This is a genomic window from Halioglobus sp. HI00S01, from assembly GCF_001635445.1.
GTDB lineage: Bacteria > Pseudomonadota > Gammaproteobacteria > Pseudomonadales > Halieaceae > Halioglobus > Halioglobus japonicus.
Genome location: NZ_LWEE01000058.1, coordinates 79,927 through 100,542 on the forward strand (window position 1 = coordinate 79,927; position 20,616 = coordinate 100,542).

Here is a 20,616-nt window from a genome sequence, read left to right on the forward strand (position 1 = left end):
TTTACTTGGTTTCGTTTGTGGCTAGTCTAACGCCGGCAACCAGCGGAAACCAGCATCGCCCCCACCAGGAGTTGTTTTGCCAGAGAAAGTTTTAGTCACCGGCGCAGGCGGCCAACTCGGCCAGGAGTTACTGCGTACAGCACCGGCTTCCACGCAGTGCGTTAGCCTGACCCGCAGCGAACTGGATATAGGCGACGCTGAAGCTGTCGAAGCTCTGATAGCGCGTGAACAACCCTCGCTGGCGATCAATGCCGCCGCCTATACTGCAGTGGACAAGGCTGAGGAAGAGATCGAGCAAGCCATGCGCATTAATGGCGACGGAGCGGGTAATCTCGCCCGGGCCTGCGTGGCAGCAGGCGCACGTCTGCTGCATGTATCCACCGATTTCGTATTTGATGGCCTGGCCAGTTCACCCTATCTCCCCGACGCTCAGACGGCCCCTATTGGTGCCTATGGCCGGACCAAGCTCGCCGGTGAAGAACAGGTACTGGCTGCTGCGCCGGACGCGCTGATCATGCGCACCGGTTGGGTGTATTCCGCTTTCGGCGCGAACTTTGTGAAAACCATGCTGCGGCTGATGGCCGAGCGTGACCAACTGGCGGTAGTTGCCGACCAGATCGGTACGCCCACCTGGGCTCGGGGTCTTGCCGCGGCCCTGTGGCAGGCAGCGAGCCGACCCGAGGTCGGCGGGATTTACCACTGGTCGGACGCCGGTGTGTGCAGTTGGTACGATTTTGCCGTGGCCATTGCCGAAGAGGGTGTGGCCTGTGAACTACTGGCCACTGCGCCTGCGATCGCGCCGATTCCTGCCAGTGACTACCCCACGCCGGCGGCGCGCCCGGCGTTCAGTGTGCTGGACAAGCGCAGCAGCTGGCGCGATTTGGAAATGAATGGCCGCCACTGGCGTGAGCAATTGCGCGCCATGCTGCAGGAATTAAAGGAGTTGTAAATGGCCAGGTCACTATTGGTTACCGGTGCCGCCGGGTTTATCGGCGCAAATTTCGTTTACTATTGGCGGGCACAGCACCCGGGCGATCGCATTGTTGCCTATGATGCCCTGACCTACGCCGGCAACCGCGCAAACCTCGAAGGGCTGGAGGGCACAGAAGGGTTTACGTTTGTCCACGCCGATATCTGCGACAAGGCGGCAGTGCTTGCCTGTCTGCGCGAACACCAGGTGGATACCCTGGTGCACTTTGCCGCGGAGAGTCATGTCGACCGCTCGATTACCGGCCCCGATGCCTTTATTGAAACCAACGTGGTAGGCACGCACAGCCTGTTACAGGCAGCGCGGGAATACTGGCTCGGTGGCGCTGAGCCGCTGCCGCACCGGTTTCACCATGTGTCTACCGATGAGGTTTACGGCTCCCTCGCCCCGGATGCGCCCGGGTTCTACGAGGAGCAGAAATATGAGCCCAACTCACCTTACTCGGCGAGCAAGGCAGCGTCGGACCATCTCGTGCGCGCCTATCTGCACACCTACGGCCTGCAGGTCAGCACCAGTAATTGCTCCAACAACTACGGGCCCTACCACTTCCCCGAGAAGCTGATTCCCCTGTGCCTGACCAACATCCTGCGCGGCCTGCCACTGCCCGTGTATGGCGACGGCAGCAATATTCGAGATTGGCTTTATGTGGAGGACCACTGCCGCGGTATTGAAAAAGTGATTCTGGATGGCGTGGTCGGCGAAACCTACAACATTGGCGGCAACAACGAGTGGAACAATCTCGATATCGTCAATTTGCTGTGCGAACAGTTGGATGCGCGCTTTGCAGCGGATGCGTCATTGGCGGCGCGCTTCCCCGATGCTCCCCAGGCCGCGGGCAAAAGCGCCCGCGATCTGATTACCTTTGTGGAAGATCGCGCCGGCCACGACTGGCGTTACGCGATCGACGCCAGCAAGATCAGTGGCGAGCTTGGCTATTCGCCGGCGGAAACCTTTGAGACAGGCCTGGCCAAAACCCTCGACTGGTATCTCGACAACGAGGACTGGTGGCGGCCGCTGCTCAATCGTTAAAGCAGCGGGGCTTCGCCCAGGGCGAGGCCCTCGGCGTCTTTGGCCGATAGCTGGGGCGATTCTCCCTGCGGAATCGGCCACTCTATACCTACCTGCGGATCGTCCCAGGCCAGCGATACCTCACTGGCAGGGTGGTAGATGTCAGTGCACTTGTACTGGAAGTCAGCGAACTCAGACATGACGTAGAAGCCGTGCGCAAACCCCGGCGGCACCCACAGCATCTGGTGATTGGCAGCACTTAATTCAACGCCATACCACTGGCCCAGGGTCGGTGAGTCGTTGCGCATGTCGACCACGGCGTCAAAGACCGCCCCGGAGGTGACTCGCACCAGCTTGCCCTGGGTGTGCTCCCGCTGGTAGTGCATGCCGCGCAAAATCCCCCGTGCCGAACGCGAGTGGTTGTCCTGCACAAACTTGAGATCAAAGCCAAAATCGCGAAAGGTCGCTGCGTTCCAGCTCTCCATGAAAAAGCCCCGCTCGTCGCCGAAGACCTTGGGCGTTAGCAGGTACACCCCTTCCAGCGGTGTCGCTTCAAACTTCATGGAATACTACCCCTCGTTCGTTTAACAGGCTTTTCAGATAAACGCCGTAGCCGCTTTTTTCCAGCGGGGCCGCCAGCGCCAGCAGCTGTTCTTCGTTGATAAAGCCCATGCGATAGGCCACTTCTTCGGGGCAGGCGATCTTTAATCCCTGCCGCTCTTCTACAACGCGCACAAAGTTGGCGGCGTCGAGCAGTGAATTGTGGGTGCCGGTATCGAGCCAGGCGCTGCCGCGGCTCATCACCTCAACATTGAGATCGCCGCGCTCCATGTACACCTTGTTAACGTCGGTGATTTCCAGTTCACCGCGATGTGACGGCCGGATACTCTTGGCGATGTCGATGACATCGTTATCGTAAAAGTACAGGCCGGTGACGGCGTAGTGTGACTTGGGTTGCTCGGGCTTTTCCTCGATGTCCTGGGCGACGCCCTCGGCGTCGAAGCTGACCACGCCATAGCGTTCTGGATCCTGCACATAATAGGCGAACACAGACGCGCCAGCCTCTCGCTGGGCCGCGCTCTTGAGTTTGAGGCTAAAACCGCCGCCGTAAAAAATGTTGTCGCCTAGCACCAGGGCGGCACGATCCGCGCCAATAAAGTCTTCCCCGAGAATAAAGGCCTGGGCCAGACCATCCGGGCTGGGCTGAACGGTGTAGCTGATGTTGATTCCCCACTGGGAGCCGTCGCCGAGCAGGTCGGCAAAGGCCGCCTGGTCGCGGGGCGTGGTAATCACCAGGATATCGCGTATGCCCGCCAGCATGAGCGTCGCCAGCGGGTAGTAAATCATGGGTTTGTCGTAAACCGGCATGAGCTGCTTGGAGACCGTACTGGTCAATGGATGGAGGCGGGTACCGGAGCCGCCGGCGAGAATGATGCCCTTATAGGGGGTTTGACTCATGAGAACAGATCTTGGCCTGATAAAAGGGATCAATTATAGCGGCTTTTTACGATGGCTGACGAAGCCGCGGCACTGACTGTACGGCCGTACAGGGGCTGGATTTTTAACCGCCCGCTGCTTAAAATCTAGCCTCTTTGCCGGAAAGTTCAGGCGCTGGAACTCCCGGTGGATGCGTACAACGATAAAGCGCCGTCCCCCGCCCGCCTGCGTTTACCCCATAAATATTGAGAGGATGCCCCCATCAGGCAAGTCGAGACACTATCTACAGAGGCTCAACCGCATGTTCCCGCGGCGCCTGTTGCTGCGCCAGCAATGCCGCTGCGCATCGCACTGCTCGGCTATCGCAGTCAGCCTCACGGCGGCGGACAGGGTGTTTACCTCCGCTATCTTAGCAAAGCGTTGGTTGATGCAGGCCATAAAGTGGACGTTATTTCCGGCCCTCCCTATCCGCACCTCGATCCGCGGGTTCGCCTGATTGAACTACCCAGCCTCGATTTATTCGAAAATGGCCTGGGTTCACTGCGCCCCCATCACCTCAAGTCGATGACTAACATCATCGAGTGGACCAGCAAGCTGACGGGCGGTTTCGCCGAGCCCTATACCTTTGGCCGGCGCGCGGTGAAATACCTGAAAGAGCACGGCTGTGAGTACGATCTCATCCACGACAATCAGAGCCTCAGCTGGGGCATGTTGCAGCTGCAGGACATGGGCCTGCCGCTGGTGACGACCGTTCACCATCCGATTACCAGTGATTTGCGCATTGCACTAAGCGCCGCTCGCGGCGCGTGGGAGCGTTTGCTGATCCGTCGCTGGCACTCGTTCCTCAACATGCAGAAGAAGGTGGTCAAGCAGTTGCACAATGTTGTGACTGTCTCGGACTGCTCGCGCCAGGATATTGCCCGCGACTTCGGCCTGCAGCCGGCGGGAATCAGCCTGGTATACAACGGTATCGACACGGAAATGTTCCGCCCCATGCCGGATATTGAGCGCCGCCCGCTGCGGCTGATGGCCACGTGTAGCGCTGATGCGCCACTCAAAGGCACGCGCTACCTGATTCGCTCCTACGCCAGGCTGCTGGAAAAGTACCCCGGGTTGGAGTTGCTGCTGGTCAGCAAGCCGCTGCCGGGAGGCAAGACTGAAAAACTGGTGAAGAAGCTGGGTCTGGAAAACAAGATCCAGTTTGTGAGTGGTATCAGCACTGAACAAATGGTGCGCTACTACGCCCAGGCCAGTGTTGCGGTGGTGCCCTCCGTATACGAAGGCTTCGGCCTACCCGCTGGCGAAGCCATGGCCTGCGGTGTGCCGGTGGTATCCACCGACGGTGGCGCCCTGCCTGAAGTGGTTGGCGATGCCGGTGTGATAGTGCCGGCGAAGAATGTCGACGCCATGGTGACGGCGATCGATGAGTTACTGCAGGACCCGGCCCGTCGGGCGCAGTTGGGCGAGGCCGGCAAGGCCCGCATTGAAGAGAAATTTTGCTGGCAGGTTTGCGCGCGCGAAATGACAGCATATTACCGAGAAGTACTGGCGCATGCAGACAGTTGATTTTGACCACTTTCCCCTCAAAGACGGCGACCTGGTCCTCGACCTCGGTTGCGGCGAGGGACGTCATGTGATTTCCGCCTACGTTGAAGCCAATGTGCATTCCGTAGGCGTTGATCTGTCGCTGAACGATCTGAAAACTACCCAGGAAAAGTTCGAGCACTTCGACGAGCCCGACAACGATGCCAAGACCTTCGGCCTGTCGTCTGCCAACGCGCTGGAACTGCCCTTTGCCGATAACACGTTCGATAAAGTGATTTGCAGCGAGGTCCTGGAGCACATTCCGGACTACCGCGGTGCGCTCGCTGAGATAGAACGCGTTATGAAGCCTGGCGGCCTGTTCTGCGCCAGTGTGCCGCGCCGCTGGCCCGAGAAAATCTGCTGGGCCCTGAGCGAGGGTTACTACAACACCCCCGGCGGTCACATCCGTATTTTCCGCGCCAACGAGTTGCGCGAAGACATCGAGCAGCTCGGCTTTGCCCGTTACCACCGCCACTGGGCCCACGCCCTGCATGTGCCGTTCTGGTGGCTGAAGTGCATGTTCTGGAACAATCAGGACGACAACTGGCTGGTGAAACAGTACCACCGCCTGTTGGTCTGGGACCTGATGGAGCAACCGGCACTGACCCGGGTGTCAGAGAAGCTGATGAACCCGGTCATGGGTAAAAGTGTGGTGATGTACTTCCGCAAGGAAGCCACCTCATGAGCGGCCTGTATCTCAGCCGCGGCCTGTTCCCGTCGGAATTCCTGCGCCCCACGGTAGAATTCATTCTCGAAACCCAGCGTCCCAGCGGTGAAATTCCCTGGTTCGATGGCGGTTACGCAGACCCCTGGGACCACGTTGAAGCGGCCATGGGTTTATCGATTGGCGGTGAATTCGATGCCGCGCGCCGCGCCTACGAGTGGCTGTACAGCATGCAGCTGGTCGATGGCAGCTGGTGGGCCGCCTACCGCGGCGAGGACGTCGACAACGCCGAGCGCCGCGAAACCAACTTTGTGGCCTACGTGGCCACAGGTATCTGGCATCACTACCTGGTTACCGAAGACCGGGATTTCCTGCGCGCCATGTGGCCCATGGTCGACAAGGCCATCGGCTTTGTCCTTGCCCTGCAAACCGAGCACGGCGAAATTCACTGGGCGGTAGACGCTGACGGCAATCCCAAGGGCGACGCCCTAATCACGGGGTGCAGCTCTATCTACAAGAGCCTCGAATGCGCCCACAATATTGCCTACACCCTTGGCGAGGACCGCCCCCAGTGGCTCGAATCCCGCGAGCGTCTTGGCCATGCCCTGCGTCATAAGCCGGAGCGCTTTGATCGCACCTGGGAAAGCAAAGCACGCTACTCCATGGACTGGTTTTACCCGGTGCTCACCGGTGTTCTGCCCCATAAAGAGGCGCTGGCGCGTCTGAACAAGCGCTGGGATGAATTTGTCGAAAAAGACCTGGGTTGTCGCTGTGTGTCTGACGAGCCCTGGGTGACTGTCGCTGAATCCTGCGAGCTGGTGATGGCACTGCTGGCGGCGGGCGATCATGCTCGCGCGGTTGAGGTCTACAGCTGGCTGCATCAGTGGCGTCTGGACGACGGTTCTTACTGGACGGGTTACCAGATGGTTGAAGACCTGCTCTGGCCCGACGAAAAACCCACCTGGACGGCGGGCGCTATCCTGATGGCTGCCGATGCGCTGACCGAGCACACTGCGGCGTCACAGTTGTTCTGCTCGACTCAGTTGTTGGGCATTGAATCTTCCGCTGAAGAGCGTATCTCCAAAGCGGATTGATCGTTCTTGGCTAGCCGCACCATCCCAGCGGTATCAGGCCTTCGCCACGGCCGCAGGTTTTGTTCTAGAGACTACGGCCGCGGCGTAACTCGGAGTGGGATTGCTGCGCAATCCTCAAGCACTCCTCAAACACCCACCGCGGAAAGCCCTTCGTCTCTTCCACAAAACCTGAGCGCGGCCTGATGGTGGCGAAAACCTGATACCGCTGTGATGGTGCTTGATTTCAGTTTGGCTCACGGGACGAGTTATTGGTGTGTTCAGGGTGATGAACGATCGGAGGGGCGGGTAAGTCTTCTCGCTTCCCGAAATCGTCGGGAGGCAGGATGCCGGACGCCGAAACGTCCCATGGATGGGCTCGCAGTGGTTTCGGGAAGCGAGAAGGCTTACACGTCCCGCTTAGCAAAAAAAGAACCAGCGTAATTACAGCCTCCGCAAAAGCCCCAACGTATTCACCTGCCCCAGATCCTCAAACAACCCAGAAGCCTTGGCCATCCGATACACCGCATAAGGTGCCTGGCCACCCGCATGAGCGTCGTCGAACAAATCGTGAATGGCCAGTATCCCGCCGCGCATCAGGTGAGCGGTCCAGCAACGGTAGTCGAGCAGGGCTGCCTCGAGACTGTGGCCGCCGTCGATGAATACCATGGCCAGGGGAGTCTGCCAGTGACGGGCGGCGGCTTCGGAGCCGGCGACGACCGGGACGACGGTGTCATCCAGATCTGCCTTGCGCATGTTGCGGCGAAATTCCCGGAACGTATCCATAAGGCCTTCTGAGCCGTCGTAGAGGTCCGGGTCGTGGAAGAACTCGCCCAGTTGATGCTCTTCTGAACCGCGGTGATGGTCCAGGGCGAACACCGTACTGCTATGTTGTCGACAGGCCAGACCCAGGTAAATAGTGGATTTCCCGCAGTAGCTGCCAATCTCCAGCACCGGGCCCTTGCTGCTCTCGGCGAGCGCGTGTTCGTACAGGGCGGCGGCCTCGTCGTCGGCGAGAAAGCCTTTGATCTGGTCGATGTCGGCGGGCAGGTCTGGAATCATGAGTCGTGGTCCTTTTGGGGCAGGGCAAAGTAGCCCGTTTGCCCCGACAAGGCAAGGCTGTGGGCGTGGTATGATGCCGCCATTGCCAAGCCAAGGAATTGCCAATGAAACTTGAGATGCCCCGATTCGACCAGGCCCGTGTGCTGGTACTGGGGGATATCATGCTCGACCGCTACTGGGAGGGCGGTACGTCGCGTATCTCGCCCGAGGCCCCCGTACCCGTGGTCAAGGTAGAGCAGATCAAGGACCGCCCGGGCGGTGCCGGGAACGTGGCCCTGAATATTGCAGCGCTGGGCGCGGCGGCGAGCCTGGAGGGGTATACCGGCGCAGACGAGATGGCGGATTCGCTGCAGGATATGCTGATGGGCGCTGGTGTCGACTGCGCATTCACGCGGGTAGAAGGCCAGCCCACGATTACCAAGCTGCGGGTGATCAGCCGTCACCAGCAGTTGATTCGGCTCGATTTTGAGGAGGACGCGCTTGCGGCCAGCGGCGATTCCCTGGCCGACGGCCTCGAGGCGCGGCTGCAGCAATGCGGTGCGCTGATATTGTCAGATTACGCCAAGGGCGCGCTGGCTGGTCCCGCGCCGCTGATATCGGCAGCCCGGGCTGCCGGTGTGCCGGTATTGGTAGACCCCAAGGGCACCGACTTCAGCCGCTATCGCGGTGCCACCCTGTTAACCCCCAACCTACACGAATTCGAGGCCGTGGTCGGCCATTGCCCCAGCGAGGCTGAACTGGTGAGTCGCGGCGAACAGTTGATGACGGAGCTAGATTTATCTGCGCTGCTGGTAACTCGTGGCGAACACGGCATGACGCTGCTGCGTCCGGGTGAAGAGGAATTGCACCTGCCGGCGCGCGCTCGCGAAGTGTTTGATGTGACCGGTGCTGGCGATACCGTCATTGCCACCCTGGCGACGGCGGTTGCCGCGGGTGCCGATCTGCCGCTGGCGGTAGGGCTGGCCAACGTTGCTGCCAGTATCGTGGTGGGCAAGCTCGGCACCGCCGCTGTCAGTGCGCCGGAGTTGCGCCGTGCGGTGCAGCAGGAGCATGGCTCTGAACGCGGGGCAATGACTCTGGAGCAGTTGCAGATTGCGATAGCCGATGCCCGTGTCCAGGGCGAACGTGTGGTCTTTACCAACGGTTGCTTTGACATTATCCACGCCGGCCACGTCAGCTACCTGGAGCAGGCCCGGCAACAGGGTGACCGGTTAATTGTGGCCGTAAACAGCGACGCGTCCGTGAAACGTCTCAAGGGACCGGGGCGGCCTATTAATCCCGAGGATCGCCGTATGGCGGTGCTGGCCGGGCTCGAGTCGGTGGACTGGGTCGTCTGTTTCGAAGACGACACGCCGCGCTCCCTGCTGGAAGCGCTGCGCCCGGATGTGCTTGTGAAGGGCGGCGACTATGCCGGCAAGGAAGAGGTGGTCGGCTGGGAAATTGTCGAGGGCTATGGCGGTGAGGTGCGGGTGCTGGGAGTGATTGAAAACCTCTCCACCACGGCCATTGTCAACCAGATCCAGCAAGACAGCTGACGCGGTGAATTCGGGTTAGCCGCCGCCGAGCGCCTGTCTTGCGGCAGCCACATTGGCCTGCAGGTGGGCAGGTGTAATGGTGCCGACGATGGCGGCTGTGCTGCCCGCATGGCCTAATATCAAATCCATGGACGCCTGAACCGGGTTGTCGATATCAGCCAGATGGCCACTGGCCAGCGCCTTTTTGATCAGGCCGGCCTTTCCCTGCGCGGCACAGGCGTCGAGTACCTCGGCTTCCTCTTGTTGGGCCAGATTGTAAGTCACCATGACAGCATCGCTCTGCGCTGCGGCGGCCAGGCCTCCCTCAACAGTTTTGGTCGACATGCCGAAGGCTCTGATCAGACCGCGTTGTTTCAGTTCCGCTAATGCCTGCAAGGTACCGAGTGTCTCGATGATGTGCATATCGTTGCCGTCTGAGTGCACCAGCACAATATCAATGGCATCCACACCCAGACGGCTAAGGCTGCGCTCTATCGAGAAGCGCGTGTGCTCCGGGGTGAAATCAAAATGCGACTGCCCGTCAGAAAATTCCTCGCCGACCTTGGAACAGATCACCCAGTCGCGCTGGTTCCCGGCCAGCAACGTGCCCAGGCGTTCTTCGCTGACGCCATAGGCCGGCGCCGTATCGATCAGGTTAATGCCCAGGTCGCGGGCCTGGGCCAACAGCTCTAGCACCTGCCTGTCATCGGGAATGGTAAACCCGTTGGGATACTTCACGCCCTGATCGCGGCCCAGCTTCACGGTGCCAAGGCCAATGGCGCTCACGTCAATGCCGGTGGATCCCAGCGGGCGCATCCAACTCATGAGAACAGGGTATCCCAGGGCGCGCTGGCAATCGGTGGCTGACCCAGTCCCGCAAGGGGCGCGAGGTCTGCGCTGGGTCCGGGGCGCATATCGCGTCTGGCCAGGGTGTGCTCCAGTTCGTTGCCGAGATCGGGGCTCAGGGTCAGCTTTGTGGGCCAGGTCACGAGGGCGTTGTCGACGCTGTCGACAGCGCCGACGTAAGCGGTGTCCGGGCGCTTAAGCGCTGACTGGCGCGGCTCGCCGCGATCGAGGCGCAGGGTGCGCCATTCGCAGTGGCCGAAGTCAATCCAGGGGAATAACTCATCCAGTTCTGCCTTGGCGCGCTCAATGACCCGCTGTGGTTCCCAGTCGGCGCCTTCGGTGGAGAGATCGCCGCCCAGATACCACACCGGCTCGCCCGCGCTGGTTCGGTGGCTGGACACCGTCAGGCGAGGGCTAGGGCTGCCGCCGGTACAGTGGCCGTAAAAGGGCTCGGGATACTCGTGTTTGACGATGACTTGCTGCAGTGGACGCCGCTGCATGGCTGGTGAGCTGCCTCCCAGAGCCTGTACCAGGCCCTCATTGCCTGCGCCGGCGGCGAGAATCAGTTGGCGCGGGCAAACCTGGGCAAAGGGGGTATCGATAATGGCCTGGCGGCTGTCGACGGCGAGGGTGCTGGTGTTCCAGTCGATGCTGAAGATGGCGCCGTCGCTTTGATCTGCCAGGGTTTTGACCAGGGAGGGTGCATCCAGTACCAGGTCAATCAGGCGGTAGACCTGACCCTTGAACGCGGGATTGGCCAACACCGCCGGATAGTCAGCGGGTGCCAGGCGATCGACGCGGCCGCGCAGTAGTTTGCTGGCAAAGAACGAACCCACGCGTGAGGTGAGGCCGGTGTCAGACCAGAGATAGAAATCCTCGCTGAGCACTTCGCAGTTGCGCAGGTCGACTTTGCCGTTGCCTGCCAGGCACTCGCGCCATACGCCGGGCATGCTGGAAATCGTTTCCGAACTGTTGCTCAGGGCACCAGAGAGTGCATATTTGATACCGCCGTGAATCATGCCCTGGGAGCCCACCGTCTGATAGCTGCCCAGCGCCTCCTGCTCGAACAAGATGGCCTGGTAGCCGGCATTGCGCAGCTGGCACAGCGCCCACAGGCCTGCAATGCCGCCGCCAATGATGGCAATGTCGGGTTGGATTACCGGTGCGGTCATGCCCGCTCCCTGGAAACAAAAACGCGATTATAACTCGAATCACTTTTCCGAGTGGGCGATTCTCGCAGTGGTCAGTGAAGGGCCACAGGCGGTATGCTTGCCCCACTAACGCCGTTGGAGTTGTTCATGCGCTACGTGTATAGCGCCTTATTCTACCTGTTGCTGCCCTTTATCCTGCTGCGCATGCTGCTGCGCTCGCGGCGTGCGCCTGTCTATCGTCAGCGTCTGGCCGAGCGTTTTGGCTGGTTCGCGCCGCGGCCCGATCTGCCTCGCACCGCAGTGTGGGTGCATGCCGTGTCGGTGGGGGAAACCCTGGCGGCCGCGCCCCTGATTGAGCATTTACTCCAGCGCTACCCCGAAGCTGATATTGTGGTCACAACCACAACACCCACTGGGTCGGACCGGGTCCGCTCGCTGTTTGGTGAGCGCGTATTTCATGTCTATTCGCCCTGGGACATGCCCGGGGCTGTGGCCCGTTTCTTTGCCCGGGTAAAGCCCGGACTACTGGTGGTCATGGAGACCGAGCTGTGGCCCAACCTGTTACACCACGCCCAGCGCAATCAGTGCCCGGTGATTCTTGCCAACGCTCGCCTCTCGGCGCGCTCTGCCCGGGGTTACCAGCGGGTGGCCGGACTCACAGCGCAGATGATGCAGCAGTTGACGTTGGTCGCCTGTCAGTCCCGGGCGGACGGTGAGCGCTTTGTCCAGCTGGGGCTTGCCGCGGACCGGCTCCAGGTGACCGGCAGCATTAAGTTCGATATCGATCTGGATAACAGTTTGCGGGCCGAAGCGACGGCCCTGAAATCCTCCTGGCCGAACGCGCCTGTGCTGCTGGGATCGAGCACCCATCCGGGCGAAGACGAGTTGCTATTGCAGGCCCTGGGTGAGGTGCGTGAACACCACCCCAACGCCCTGTTGTTGCTGGTGCCGCGCCACCCGGAACGGTTCGACGGCGTGGCCGCACTGTGTGCCCGAGAGGGGTTCAATGTGGTTCGCCGCTCTTCGGGCCGTCCCCCTGAGGCCGGTCGCGACGTTTATCTGGGTGACACCATGGGCGAGCTGCGGCTGTTGTCAGGTGTCGCTGATATCGCCGTCATAGGCGGCAGCTTCATCCAACACGGCGGGCAGAACGTCCTCGAGGCTGCGGCCTGGGGTGTGCCTGTAGTCAGTGGCCCGCATATGTTCAACTTCACCGAGATTACTGAACTGCTCACCACTGCTGGCGCTATGCGCCAGGTTGCCGATGGCGATGAATTGGGTCGTTGTCTGATGGAGATACTGGCGGCACCCAATGTAATGCAGGCCATGGGTGAGGCCGGTGAACAGGTGGTCGCCGAGAATCGCGGGGCGTTGGCGCGCCTGACGGCGTTGGTGGACGAACGAGTGCCCGGCGCTTGAGCAGCGCCGGGCGATAGGGATTATTCGCTTTCGCTGGCTGTCGGCGGCGCAGGTGTGATCAGGAAGGAATCCAGATTGTAAATGTCCTCCGGGCTCAGCAGGCCAGCCTGCTCCTTGAGCAGCAGTATGCTGTAAATGTAGTCGTAGCGGCTATTGGAGTAGTCGCGCACCGCGGCAAACAGGGTTTGCTGGGCGTTGAGCACGTCTACTACGTTACGTGTACCCACTTCGTAGCCCGCCTGGGTGGCATCCAGCGCACTGCGCGAAGAGACAATACTCTGTTTGCGCGCTTTTACGCGGCTGATATTGCTGTTCACTGTCATGTGCAGCGAACGCGTGTTGGTCACCGTATTGCGGCTAAGGTTAATCCGCTGTTCGCGGGCGGCATTGAATTGCTGTGCTGATTGGCGGCGGTTGGCGCTGATGGCGCCGCCAGAGTACAGCGGCAGGCTCAGGTTAACCGACCACTGGTCGCCATCGGTGGCGTTATAGGGTGGGCTCAGGAAGTCGTTGGCCGGATCAATGGTGCGGGAGCCGTCGGTCTCAGTATCGGAGTAGCTGTAGCTACCGGAAATCTTGAAGGCGTGGCCGGTCGCCGCTGACTTGGAGTTCTGGCGTGCTGCTTCCTCGGCGTATTCCGCGGCTTTTAGCGCGTAATTGTTCTGCAGGGCAAAGTCTACCCAGGCCGCGCGATCATTGGGCTCCGGAGGATTGGGCTCAAATGTATCGGTCAGCACATTCAGGCTGCTGTGTTTCTGGCCGGTCAGTACCGACAATTGCTCCAGTGCAACCGCAACGTCGTTTTCGTTCACAATGCGGTTTACCTGCGACAAATCGTAAGCCGCCTGGGCTTCGTAGACGTCGGTAATGGCGATCAGACCTACTTCAAAGCGCTGCTGGGTCTGTTCTAACTGGCGCTCAAAGGCTTTTTCCTCGGCGATCGAGGCGGTCAGGTTGTCCTGTGCGCGCAGCACTGCCAGATAGGCATCAACCGTGCGCACTATCAGATTCTGCTGGTTGCCGGCAAAGGTGGCCTCAGCCTGTTTGCTCTGTTCCTTGCCCGCTTTGAAGCTGAACCAGGCCGGCAGGTCAAACAGCGGCTGGTTGAGCGACACTGAGAAGGCGTCGGTATACGTATCTGATGTGGTGGTGGACGAAATCGTGGCAATACCGTCTTCGGTCAGGGTGAAGTTTTCCGAGTCAGTGTCTGTGTCAGAGCCCGAGCGCGAGTAGCTGGCGCCGATCTGCGGTAACAGGCCGGAGAGTCCCAGTGATTCACTTTCCTTGTTGGCCAGGTAGATTGCTTCTTCCGCTTTGAGCTGGGCGTCATTTTCAAGTGCGAGTTCATAGATATCGCGCAGGGATTCTGCGCTTGCGCCCATCGAGAGTGTCAGTGCGATTAACGCCACTCCGGTCCGTTTCATATTGGTTCCCCTGTAAAGGTAGTGCGGCGAAAAGCAAAAAGAGAGTTTAGCAGCCGCTAGTGTTCCTTGCATTGTGTGAACTGCCGCCCAAAATGGACGTAGTCACGGCCATCATAAGTGGTACACTGCCAGCAGGTCCATGACATAGATCGTGCCCTGCATGGGTTTCGTCGCAAATAGGAACTGCTTTTCGTGCACGCTGCCAGAAGCCGACAATTCAACCTCAACCTCGCAGAGCTTCACGCTGTTTGCGAGGCGAACTATGCCCGATTGTTGCGCCTGTTTCCCGATTACGAGAGCACCAACACCCGCGAGTTCGCCGTCGGTCCCGCCACGGTGTGCCTGGAGGTGGTCGAGCGCTGTCGCTATACGACCATTTTCCGTCTCCACCAGCAGCATGCCCAGGCGCGTTGGCTGGGGAGCCTGAAGGTGGAAGTGCGCGCCTATCACGACGCGGGCATGCTCGAGGTCGGCAGCTTCCAATCGCACCGTCGTATTCAGGGGCGATACGCCTATCCCAACAAGCAGATGTTCCAGCAGGACGAGAAGTCCCAGCAAAACCGCTTCCTGGCGGACTGGCTCGAACATTGTCTTGGCAACGGTCACAGCACCAAACCTGTTTCGGTCGATAGTAGCGGCCCCTAGCCACCGGTATGACGGAACCAGCACCCATCGCGCGCGTAACACCGGCGACAGACGTCGTCCGTCTGGTTCAGCTCACTGATATCCACTTGTGCCAGCAGGCCGGTGGCACTCTGCTGGGAATGGATACTGATGCATCCCTGCAGCAGGTGTTAGCGCAGGTGCAGCGGGAGCGTGCGCAGTACGACCTGGTGCTGGCCACCGGTGACCTATCCGACAAGGGCGCACTGCACGCCTATGAACGCCTCGAATCCTATCTGGAGACCCTCGCAGCGCCCCATTACTGGCTGCCTGGGAACCACGACGATCGCGACCAGATGCTGGCGGCAGCCCGTGATCCCGAGCGTCTGACAGGGGAAATCAGAGTTGGGCCGTGGCAGATTCTCATGCTCAATTCGCAGATACCCCGCGAGGTTGGCGGGCGCCTGGGACCTGCGGAGTTGGCGCGCATCGAGACGGCTCTCATCCTGGCTGAAGCCGAGGGTCTGCACAGTCTGCTGTGCATGCACCATCAACCGGTGGCCGTAGGCAGCGCCTGGATCGACGAGCAAATGGTCGCTGATGCGGACGCGTTCTGGGCACTGACGGAGCGTTTTGCCGGGGTACGCGCGGTGCTGTGGGGGCATGTGCACCAGCAGATTGATCGTCAGCGCGGGTCGGTTGAGCTTATGGCCTCCCCCTCTACCTGCGTGCAGTTTGCGCCGGGCAGCGACAACTTCAAGGCCGACGCCCAGGCGCCGGGATATCGCTGGCTCGACCTGCATCCGGATGGGCGGATTGAATCCGCGGTTTCAAGGCTGACCACATCGCTGTATGTCGACCTGGAATCCGGCGGTTATCTGGACTGAAGTAGTCCCGCAAAATTTTTCTCAGAGCTTCCGTTCGCTGGCCGCCCCCTCATGTACAATGCGATGAACCCGGCCAATTCTCCAAGTAGTATCAAGTAACACCATAATGAGCACATATAACGCCGAAGATATCGAAGTCCTAACGGGGCTTGAGCCCGTGCGCAAGCGCCCGGGCATGTATACCGAAACCTCCAGACCCAATCACCTGGCCCAGGAAGTCATCGACAACAGTGTCGACGAAGCCCTCGCCGGTCACGCTGACCAGATCGAAGTTGTGCTGTACAAGGACGGCTCGGTGTCGGTCTCCGATAATGGTCGCGGCATGCCTGTGGATATTCATCCCGAGCAGGGCAAGCCTGGCGTAGAGGTGATTCTGTCCACGCTGCATGCCGGTGGTAAGTTTTCCAACAAGAACTACCAGTTCTCCGGTGGCCTGCACGGCGTCGGGGTCTCGGTGGTCAACGCCCTGTCGAACGAATTGATTGTCACCATTAAGCGCGATGGCCAGGTGCACCAGATTACTTTCTCGGGCGGGGAAAAAACCTCTGACCTCAAGGTGATCGATACCTGCGGTAAGCGCAATACCGGTACCACGGTGAAGTTCACGCCGGATCCTGCGTACTTCGATTCGGTTAATTTCTCCGTATCGCGCATGGTGCATGTGCTGCGCGCCAAGGCCGTTTTGTGCCCTGGCCTGCGAGTGAAATTCAAGGACGAAAAGAAAGGCGAAACCCAGGAGTGGTACTACGAGGACGGCCTCACCGATTACCTGGCTGACTCCACCATTGATTATCCGGCCATTCCGGAACAGCCCTTCACCGGCAGCTTTGCCGGTTCTACCGAGGGCGTGGACTGGGCGGTGCAGTGGCTGCCGGAAGGCGGCGAAGTCATCGCCGAATCCTACGTGAACCTGATCCCTACCGCCCAGGGCGGTACCCATGTTAACGGCTTGCGCACCGGCCTGCTTGACGCCATGCGTGAGTTCTGTGAGTTGCGCAGCCTGCTGCCCCGCGGCGTGAAACTCACGCCCGATGATATCTGGGATCGCTGCTGCTATGTACTGTCTTCCAAGCTGGAAGACCCGCAGTTCTCCGGTCAGACTAAAGAACGACTGTCTTCCCGGGAGGCGGCTGCTTTCGTGTCTGGCGTTGCTAAAGACGCTTTCAGCCTGTGGTTGAACCAGCACACCGAAGAGGCTGAAAAGCTCGCGGAGATGTGCATTAGCAATGCCCAGAGCCGTATGCGCAGCGCCAAGAAGGTCGTGCGCAAAAAAGTCACCGCAGGACCGGCCCTGCCTGGCAAACTGGCGGACTGTTCCGGTGATGACCCCACTCGCGGCGAGCTGTTCCTGGTAGAGGGTGACTCTGCCGGTGGTTCCGCCAAGCAGGCCCGCGACCGCGAGTTTCAGGCCATCCTGCCCCTGCGCGGAAAAATTCTTAATACCTGGGAAGTGGATTCCCAGGAGATTCTGGCCTCCCAGGAGGTGCACAATATTTCAGTGGCACTGGGTATTGATCCTGCCTCTGACGATTTGTCGGGTCTGCGCTACCACAAGGTTTGTATCCTCGCCGATGCTGACTCCGACGGCCTGCACATTGCGACATTAATCTGCGCGTTGTTCGTGCGCCACTTCCGTAGCCTGGTGGCGGCGGGCCATGTTTACGTGGCCATGCCGCCGCTGTACCGCATCGATGTGGGCAAGGAAGTGTTCTACGCCCTGGACGAGGCGGAAAAGCAGGGCGTGCTGGACCGTATCGAGGCCGAGAAAAAGCGCGGTAAGGTGAACGTGCAGCGCTTTAAGGGCCTGGGCGAAATGAACCCTATGCAGTTGCGCGAAACCACCATGGACCCGGACACCCGGCGCCTGGTGCGGCTGGTGCTGGATGCCGGTGACGGCACCAATAACATGATGGATATGTTACTGGCCAAGAAGCGCGCGTCAGATCGCAAGGCCTGGCTCGAGAAGAAGGGCGACCTGGCTGAGGTTATCTAGGCCGCCCCCGGTTGTGTCACCGCTCGCGGTGAATCTTGAAACAGATCGCGTAGAGCGTTGGCACCACCACCAGTGTCAGCAGTGAGGCAAAGCCCAGTCCCGCCATAATGGTCACCGACATGTTCACGAAGAACACGTCACTTAACAGCGGTATCAAACCCAGAATGATTGTTGCCGTTGTGAGCATTACCGGCCGCATCCGGCTGACAGCCGAATTCAGAATGGCGCCGTGACCAGGGGTAGTTTCATTGTTGCCATGGTCCAGATTTCTTTGGGTCTTATCTGGACCAGCATAGCACCCGCTCGGTGTCGGCGTTGGTTCTCGGGCCTCTTAATAAGTGGTGTCATTCCGCTACAGCGAGCGTTGGTTAACCCGGTTCATGAGATCCTCTGCGGTCTCCTTGCGCTCGGAGTAGCGATCGACGAGATGGTCGGCGATGTCGCGAGTGAGCAGGGTGAACTTCACCAGTTCTTCACAGACATCGACAATGCGATCGTAGAAGCCGGAGGGCTTCATGCGATTGTTGTCATCAAACTCCGCCCAGGCTTTGGCTACAGACGACTGGTTGGGGATGGTGAGCATGCGCATCCAGCGCCCCAGTACGCGCAGCTGGTTGACCACGTTAAAGGACTGCGAACCGCCTTCAACTTGCATCACCGCCAGGGTCTTGCCCTGCGTGGGACGAACAGCGCCAATGCTAAGGGGCACCCAGTCGATCTGCGCTTTCATGATTGCAGTCATCGAACCGTGCCGCTCCGGCGAGCACCACACCTGACCCTCTGACCAGGTCATCAGCTCGCGCAACTCCTGCACCTTGGGATGGTTTTCATCGCCGTCGTCGGGCAGTGGCAGGCCACTGGGGTTAAAGATGCGTGTCTCACAGCCCATGGCCTGCAGCAGCCGTTTGCTCTCCTCGACGACCAGGCGGCTGAAGGAGCGCTCGCGCAGCGATCCGTACAGCAGTAGAATACGCGGCGGATGGGTGGATCGCTCAGCGGGTACCAGGTCTTCTGCCGTGGGGACCTGCAGGGAGTCAGGGGCGATATTGGGTAGGTCGTTCATAGTTGATCTCAAGCGTTGGTAGCGGGCTGTGACTCAGGCGCGGGGAACCAGTCCCGGGTATTGTTGGCGAACTTTACCAGTGACAGCATCACAGGCACCTCCACCAGTACGCCTACCACCGTGGCCAGTGCTGCGCCAGAGTGTAGCCCAAACAGTGAAATGGCCACAGCGACCGCCAGTTCGAAAAAATTGCTGGTGCCAATCATGGCGGCCGGGGCGGCCACGTTGTGCGGCAGGGCCATTCTTTTCGCGGCCAGATAGGCGATAAAGAAAATGCCGTAGGTCTGGATGAGCAGGGGGATGGCGATGAGCACAATTTGTTCTGGCTTGGCCAGAATAGTTTCCGCCTGAAAGCCGAACAATAACACCACAGTTGCCAGTAATCCGACCACAGACAGGGGTTTCAGTTTGTGGACAAAGTCCGAGACCTTGTCGTGCAGGAAGCGGCGGGTGAGATAGCCAGCGACCAGCGGCAACACCACATAGAGCACCACCGACAGCAACAGCGTTTCCCAGGGTACCGTGATATCGCTAACCCCGAGCAGAAAAGCGGTAATCGGGGCGAAGGCGAAGATCATGATGATATCGTTCACCGACACCTGCACCAGCGTGTAATTCGGGTCGCCTTTTGTCAGCTGGCTCCAGACGAAGACCATAGCGGTACAGGGCGCGACACCCAGCAAAATCATGCCCGCGATATATTCACTGGCGGTTTGCGGGTCTACCCAGCTGGCGAAAAACATCTTGAAAAACAGCCAGCCAATGGCGGCCATGGTAAAGGGTTTGATCAGCCAGTTAATCACCAGCGTCAGTGCCAGGCCTTTAGGCTTTTTACCGACATCCTTGATGGCGGAGAAATCGACCTGAATCATCATCGGATAAATCATCAGCCAGATCAGCACGGCTACCAGCAGATTGACGTGGGCATACTCCCAGCTGGCCACGGTGGCGAAGGCTGCGGGAAACAGATTGCCCAGCAGTACGCCCGCGATAATGCAGAGCCCGACCCAGACACTCAGATAGCGTTCGAAAATTCCCATTAGTTCTCTCCCAGTGCTGTGAGCAAGGCGCGCAGTGATTCGGTGTCCAGCGTATCCGGTTGGGCCGCCGCCAAAGCTTCGATACGTGAGCTCAGTGTAGCGATGGTCGCCTTGAATGCGGCGCCAATTTCTTCGTCCGTTCCCGCCAGGCGCGAGGGGTCACTGAGGCCCCAGTGCACCTTCAGGGCCTGGCCAAACCACACCGGACAAGATTCCCCGGCTGCCTGATCACACACAGTGATGACCACATCCGGTGCCCAGGCTTCGTGTACATCCCAGGATTGGCTGGTAAGGCCGTCGATGTTTGCGCCCGCCTCGGCCAGGTATTTCAGCGACAGGGGGTGAACCACCCCCGAGGGCTGACTGCCCGCGGAACGTGCTTCCAGGGTGTGTGCTCCCCACTGGCGGGTCACAGCCTCTGCAATAATGCTGCGGCAGCGATTGTGTGTGCAGATAAACAACAGTTTCATGCGCTGGCTCCGCAGTACTTTCGATTGCGTTCCGGGCGGTCGCCCATGGTGTGCAGCCGCTCACAGCAGCTCGCCACGACCTCCTGATTGCCACGGGCGGTGGTAGCGACAATATCTTTTGCCCAGTCAGGCAGCTCAGGGTTAATAGAATAGTAAATCCACTGCCCGGCGCGGCGTGTTGCCAGCAAACCGGCATCGCGCAATTGCGCCAGGTGGCGGGAGACCTTGGGCTGGCTCACTTCCAGTGCTGTGGTCAACTCACAGACACACAGCTCCTGCTCGGCGGCGATCAGCAGCACGGTCTTAAGGCGGGTGTCATCTGCCAGGCATTTAAACAGGGCTTGTGGGTTCATGGTGTCCTCCAGCGTGGCGCATATCATATATGCATTATCA

Annotated in this window: 21 protein-coding genes; 10 read left to right on the top strand and 11 right to left on the bottom strand. The window is 59.9% G+C overall.

From position 1 onward, the window contains the following. Positions 1–76: 76 nt before the first annotated feature. A complete protein-coding gene (rfbD, locus tag A3709_RS08720) occupies positions 77–949 on the top strand; it encodes a dTDP-4-dehydrorhamnose reductase (protein ID WP_066053133.1) in 873 nt (290 codons plus the stop codon). Next, a complete protein-coding gene (gene rfbB / locus A3709_RS08725; RefSeq protein ID WP_066053136.1) occupies positions 950–2,017 on the top strand; it encodes a dTDP-glucose 4,6-dehydratase in 1,068 nt (355 codons plus the stop codon). Here the strand turns inward: rfbB and rfbC are convergent. Further along, positions 2,014–2,559, bottom strand: a complete 546-nt coding sequence (gene rfbC, locus A3709_RS08730; protein ID WP_066053140.1) for a dTDP-4-dehydrorhamnose 3,5-epimerase — start codon at positions 2,557–2,559, stop codon at positions 2,014–2,016. The two genes, rfbB and rfbC, sit on opposite strands and share 4 nt — an antisense overlap. Next, positions 2,549–3,454, bottom strand: a complete 906-nt coding sequence (rfbA, locus tag A3709_RS08735) for a glucose-1-phosphate thymidylyltransferase RfbA (RefSeq protein WP_066053143.1) — start codon at positions 3,452–3,454, stop codon at positions 2,549–2,551. Before rfbA ends, rfbC begins: the two co-directional genes overlap by 11 nt. A gap of 312 nt (positions 3,455–3,766) precedes the next feature. Between rfbA and A3709_RS08740 the strand changes: the two genes are divergently transcribed. From A3709_RS08740 to A3709_RS08750, 3 genes are read left to right on the top strand one after another with little or no spacing between them, the layout of a single operon-like run. Continuing rightward, complete coding sequence (locus tag A3709_RS08740) at positions 3,767–4,999, top strand: glycosyltransferase family 4 protein (RefSeq protein WP_066053145.1); 1,233 nt, start codon at positions 3,767–3,769, stop codon at positions 4,997–4,999. Further along, positions 4,986–5,702, top strand: coding sequence for a class I SAM-dependent methyltransferase (locus tag A3709_RS08745; protein WP_066053148.1), 717 nt, complete (start codon positions 4,986–4,988; stop codon positions 5,700–5,702). The genes A3709_RS08740 and A3709_RS08745 overlap by 14 nt, the downstream gene beginning before the upstream one ends. After that, the gene (locus A3709_RS08750; protein WP_066053153.1) at positions 5,699–6,775 is read left to right on the top strand and encodes a prenyltransferase; all 1,077 of its coding nucleotides are present in this window, start codon (positions 5,699–5,701) and stop codon (positions 6,773–6,775) included. The genes A3709_RS08745 and A3709_RS08750 overlap by 4 nt, the downstream gene beginning before the upstream one ends. 420 nt (positions 6,776–7,195) lie before the next feature. Here A3709_RS08750 and A3709_RS08755 read toward each other — a convergent pair whose 3' ends face one another. Next, on the bottom strand, positions 7,196–7,813 hold the full coding sequence (locus tag A3709_RS08755) for a class I SAM-dependent methyltransferase (RefSeq protein WP_066053156.1): 618 nt from the start codon (positions 7,811–7,813) through the stop codon (positions 7,196–7,198). A 104-nt stretch (positions 7,814–7,917) separates the two neighbouring features. Here A3709_RS08755 and hldE point away from each other — a divergent pair, with 104 nt between their 5' ends. Continuing rightward, positions 7,918–9,348, top strand: coding sequence for a bifunctional D-glycero-beta-D-manno-heptose-7-phosphate kinase/D-glycero-beta-D-manno-heptose 1-phosphate adenylyltransferase HldE (gene hldE, locus A3709_RS08760; RefSeq protein ID WP_066053158.1), 1,431 nt, complete (start codon positions 7,918–7,920; stop codon positions 9,346–9,348). A 15-nt stretch (positions 9,349–9,363) separates the two neighbouring features. Here the strand turns inward: hldE and A3709_RS08765 are convergent, their stop codons facing one another. Both A3709_RS08765 and A3709_RS08770 read right to left on the bottom strand, forming a co-directional pair. After that, on the bottom strand, positions 9,364–10,152 hold the full coding sequence (locus A3709_RS08765; protein WP_066053159.1) for an aldo/keto reductase: 789 nt from the start codon (positions 10,150–10,152) through the stop codon (positions 9,364–9,366). Then, positions 10,149–11,345: an FAD-dependent oxidoreductase gene (locus A3709_RS08770; protein WP_066053161.1), complete on the bottom strand. Its 1,197-nt coding sequence runs from the start codon at positions 11,343–11,345 to the stop codon at positions 10,149–10,151. Before A3709_RS08770 ends, A3709_RS08765 begins: the two co-directional genes overlap by 4 nt. Before the next feature lie 126 nt (positions 11,346–11,471). On the opposite strand from A3709_RS08770, the gene waaA reads away from it, so the two are divergent. Then, positions 11,472–12,743: a lipid IV(A) 3-deoxy-D-manno-octulosonic acid transferase gene (waaA, locus tag A3709_RS08775; protein ID WP_066053164.1), complete on the top strand. Its 1,272-nt coding sequence runs from the start codon at positions 11,472–11,474 to the stop codon at positions 12,741–12,743. 20 nt (positions 12,744–12,763) lie between these two features. Here waaA and A3709_RS08780 read toward each other — a convergent pair whose 3' ends face one another. Next, complete coding sequence (locus A3709_RS08780) at positions 12,764–14,167, bottom strand: TolC family outer membrane protein (protein ID WP_066053167.1); 1,404 nt, start codon at positions 14,165–14,167, stop codon at positions 12,764–12,766. A 192-nt stretch (positions 14,168–14,359) separates the two neighbouring features. On the opposite strand from A3709_RS08780, the gene A3709_RS08785 reads away from it, so the two are divergent. The 3 genes from A3709_RS08785 to parE all read left to right on the top strand — a co-directional run bounded on the left by A3709_RS08785 (position 14,360) and on the right by parE (position 17,650). Next, on the top strand, positions 14,360–14,812 hold the full coding sequence (locus tag A3709_RS08785) for a DUF1249 domain-containing protein (RefSeq protein ID WP_066053171.1): 453 nt from the start codon (positions 14,360–14,362) through the stop codon (positions 14,810–14,812). 8 nt (positions 14,813–14,820) lie between these two features. Next, complete coding sequence (gene cpdA, locus A3709_RS08790; RefSeq protein ID WP_066053173.1) at positions 14,821–15,657, top strand: 3',5'-cyclic-AMP phosphodiesterase; 837 nt, start codon at positions 14,821–14,823, stop codon at positions 15,655–15,657. Between the two features lie 103 nt (positions 15,658–15,760). Further along, positions 15,761–17,650 (top strand): DNA topoisomerase IV subunit B, encoded by a 1,890-nt coding sequence (parE, locus tag A3709_RS08795; RefSeq protein ID WP_146004248.1) that lies wholly within the window; start codon positions 15,761–15,763, stop codon positions 17,648–17,650. Positions 17,651–17,666: 16 nt separating this feature from the next. Here parE and A3709_RS22540 read toward each other — a convergent pair whose 3' ends face one another. From A3709_RS22540 to A3709_RS08815, 5 genes are all read right to left on the bottom strand, one after another. Continuing rightward, on the bottom strand, positions 17,667–17,915 hold the full coding sequence (locus A3709_RS22540; RefSeq protein WP_369795142.1) for an efflux RND transporter permease subunit: 249 nt from the start codon (positions 17,913–17,915) through the stop codon (positions 17,667–17,669). Positions 17,916–18,002: 87 nt separating this feature from the next. Further along, the gene (arsH, locus tag A3709_RS08800; RefSeq protein WP_369795132.1) at positions 18,003–18,725 is read right to left on the bottom strand and encodes an arsenical resistance protein ArsH; all 723 of its coding nucleotides are present in this window, start codon (positions 18,723–18,725) and stop codon (positions 18,003–18,005) included. Beyond that, positions 18,722–19,753 (bottom strand): ACR3 family arsenite efflux transporter, encoded by a 1,032-nt coding sequence (gene arsB / locus A3709_RS08805; RefSeq protein WP_066053180.1) that lies wholly within the window; start codon positions 19,751–19,753, stop codon positions 18,722–18,724. Before arsB ends, arsH begins: the two co-directional genes overlap by 4 nt. Then, positions 19,753–20,223, bottom strand: coding sequence for an arsenate reductase ArsC (locus A3709_RS08810; protein WP_066053183.1), 471 nt, complete (start codon positions 20,221–20,223; stop codon positions 19,753–19,755). Before A3709_RS08810 ends, arsB begins: the two co-directional genes overlap by 1 nt. After that, the gene (locus A3709_RS08815; RefSeq protein ID WP_156507629.1) at positions 20,220–20,576 is read right to left on the bottom strand and encodes a metalloregulator ArsR/SmtB family transcription factor; all 357 of its coding nucleotides are present in this window, start codon (positions 20,574–20,576) and stop codon (positions 20,220–20,222) included. Before A3709_RS08815 ends, A3709_RS08810 begins: the two co-directional genes overlap by 4 nt. Between the last annotated feature and the right edge of the window lie 40 nt (positions 20,577–20,616).

Coding starts and splice junctions, on each gene's coding strand:
- rfbB (WP_066053136.1), top strand. CDS start 950: ATGGCCAGGTCACTATTGGTTACCGGTGCCGCCGGGTTTATCGGCGCA.
- rfbC (WP_066053140.1), bottom strand. CDS start 2,559: ATGAAGTTTGAAGCGACACCGCTGGAAGGGGTGTACCTGCTAACGCCC.
- rfbA (WP_066053143.1), bottom strand. CDS start 3,454: ATGAGTCAAACCCCCTATAAGGGCATCATTCTCGCCGGCGGCTCCGGT.
- A3709_RS08740 (WP_066053145.1), top strand. CDS start 3,767: ATGCCGCTGCGCATCGCACTGCTCGGCTATCGCAGTCAGCCTCACGGC.
- A3709_RS08745 (WP_066053148.1), top strand. CDS start 4,986: ATGCAGACAGTTGATTTTGACCACTTTCCCCTCAAAGACGGCGACCTG.
- A3709_RS08750 (WP_066053153.1), top strand. CDS start 5,699: ATGAGCGGCCTGTATCTCAGCCGCGGCCTGTTCCCGTCGGAATTCCTG.
- A3709_RS08755 (WP_066053156.1), bottom strand. CDS start 7,813: ATGATTCCAGACCTGCCCGCCGACATCGACCAGATCAAAGGCTTTCTC.
- hldE (WP_066053158.1), top strand. CDS start 7,918: ATGAAACTTGAGATGCCCCGATTCGACCAGGCCCGTGTGCTGGTACTG.
- A3709_RS08765 (WP_066053159.1), bottom strand. CDS start 10,152: ATGAGTTGGATGCGCCCGCTGGGATCCACCGGCATTGACGTGAGCGCC.
- A3709_RS08770 (WP_066053161.1), bottom strand. CDS start 11,345: ATGACCGCACCGGTAATCCAACCCGACATTGCCATCATTGGCGGCGGC.
- waaA (WP_066053164.1), top strand. CDS start 11,472: ATGCGCTACGTGTATAGCGCCTTATTCTACCTGTTGCTGCCCTTTATC.
- A3709_RS08780 (WP_066053167.1), bottom strand. CDS start 14,167: ATGAAACGGACCGGAGTGGCGTTAATCGCACTGACACTCTCGATGGGC.
- cpdA (WP_066053173.1), top strand. CDS start 14,821: ATGACGGAACCAGCACCCATCGCGCGCGTAACACCGGCGACAGACGTC.
- arsB (WP_066053180.1), bottom strand. CDS start 19,753: ATGGGAATTTTCGAACGCTATCTGAGTGTCTGGGTCGGGCTCTGCATT.
- A3709_RS08810 (WP_066053183.1), bottom strand. CDS start 20,223: ATGAAACTGTTGTTTATCTGCACACACAATCGCTGCCGCAGCATTATT.
- A3709_RS08815 (WP_156507629.1), bottom strand. CDS start 20,576: ATGAACCCACAAGCCCTGTTTAAATGCCTGGCAGATGACACCCGCCTT.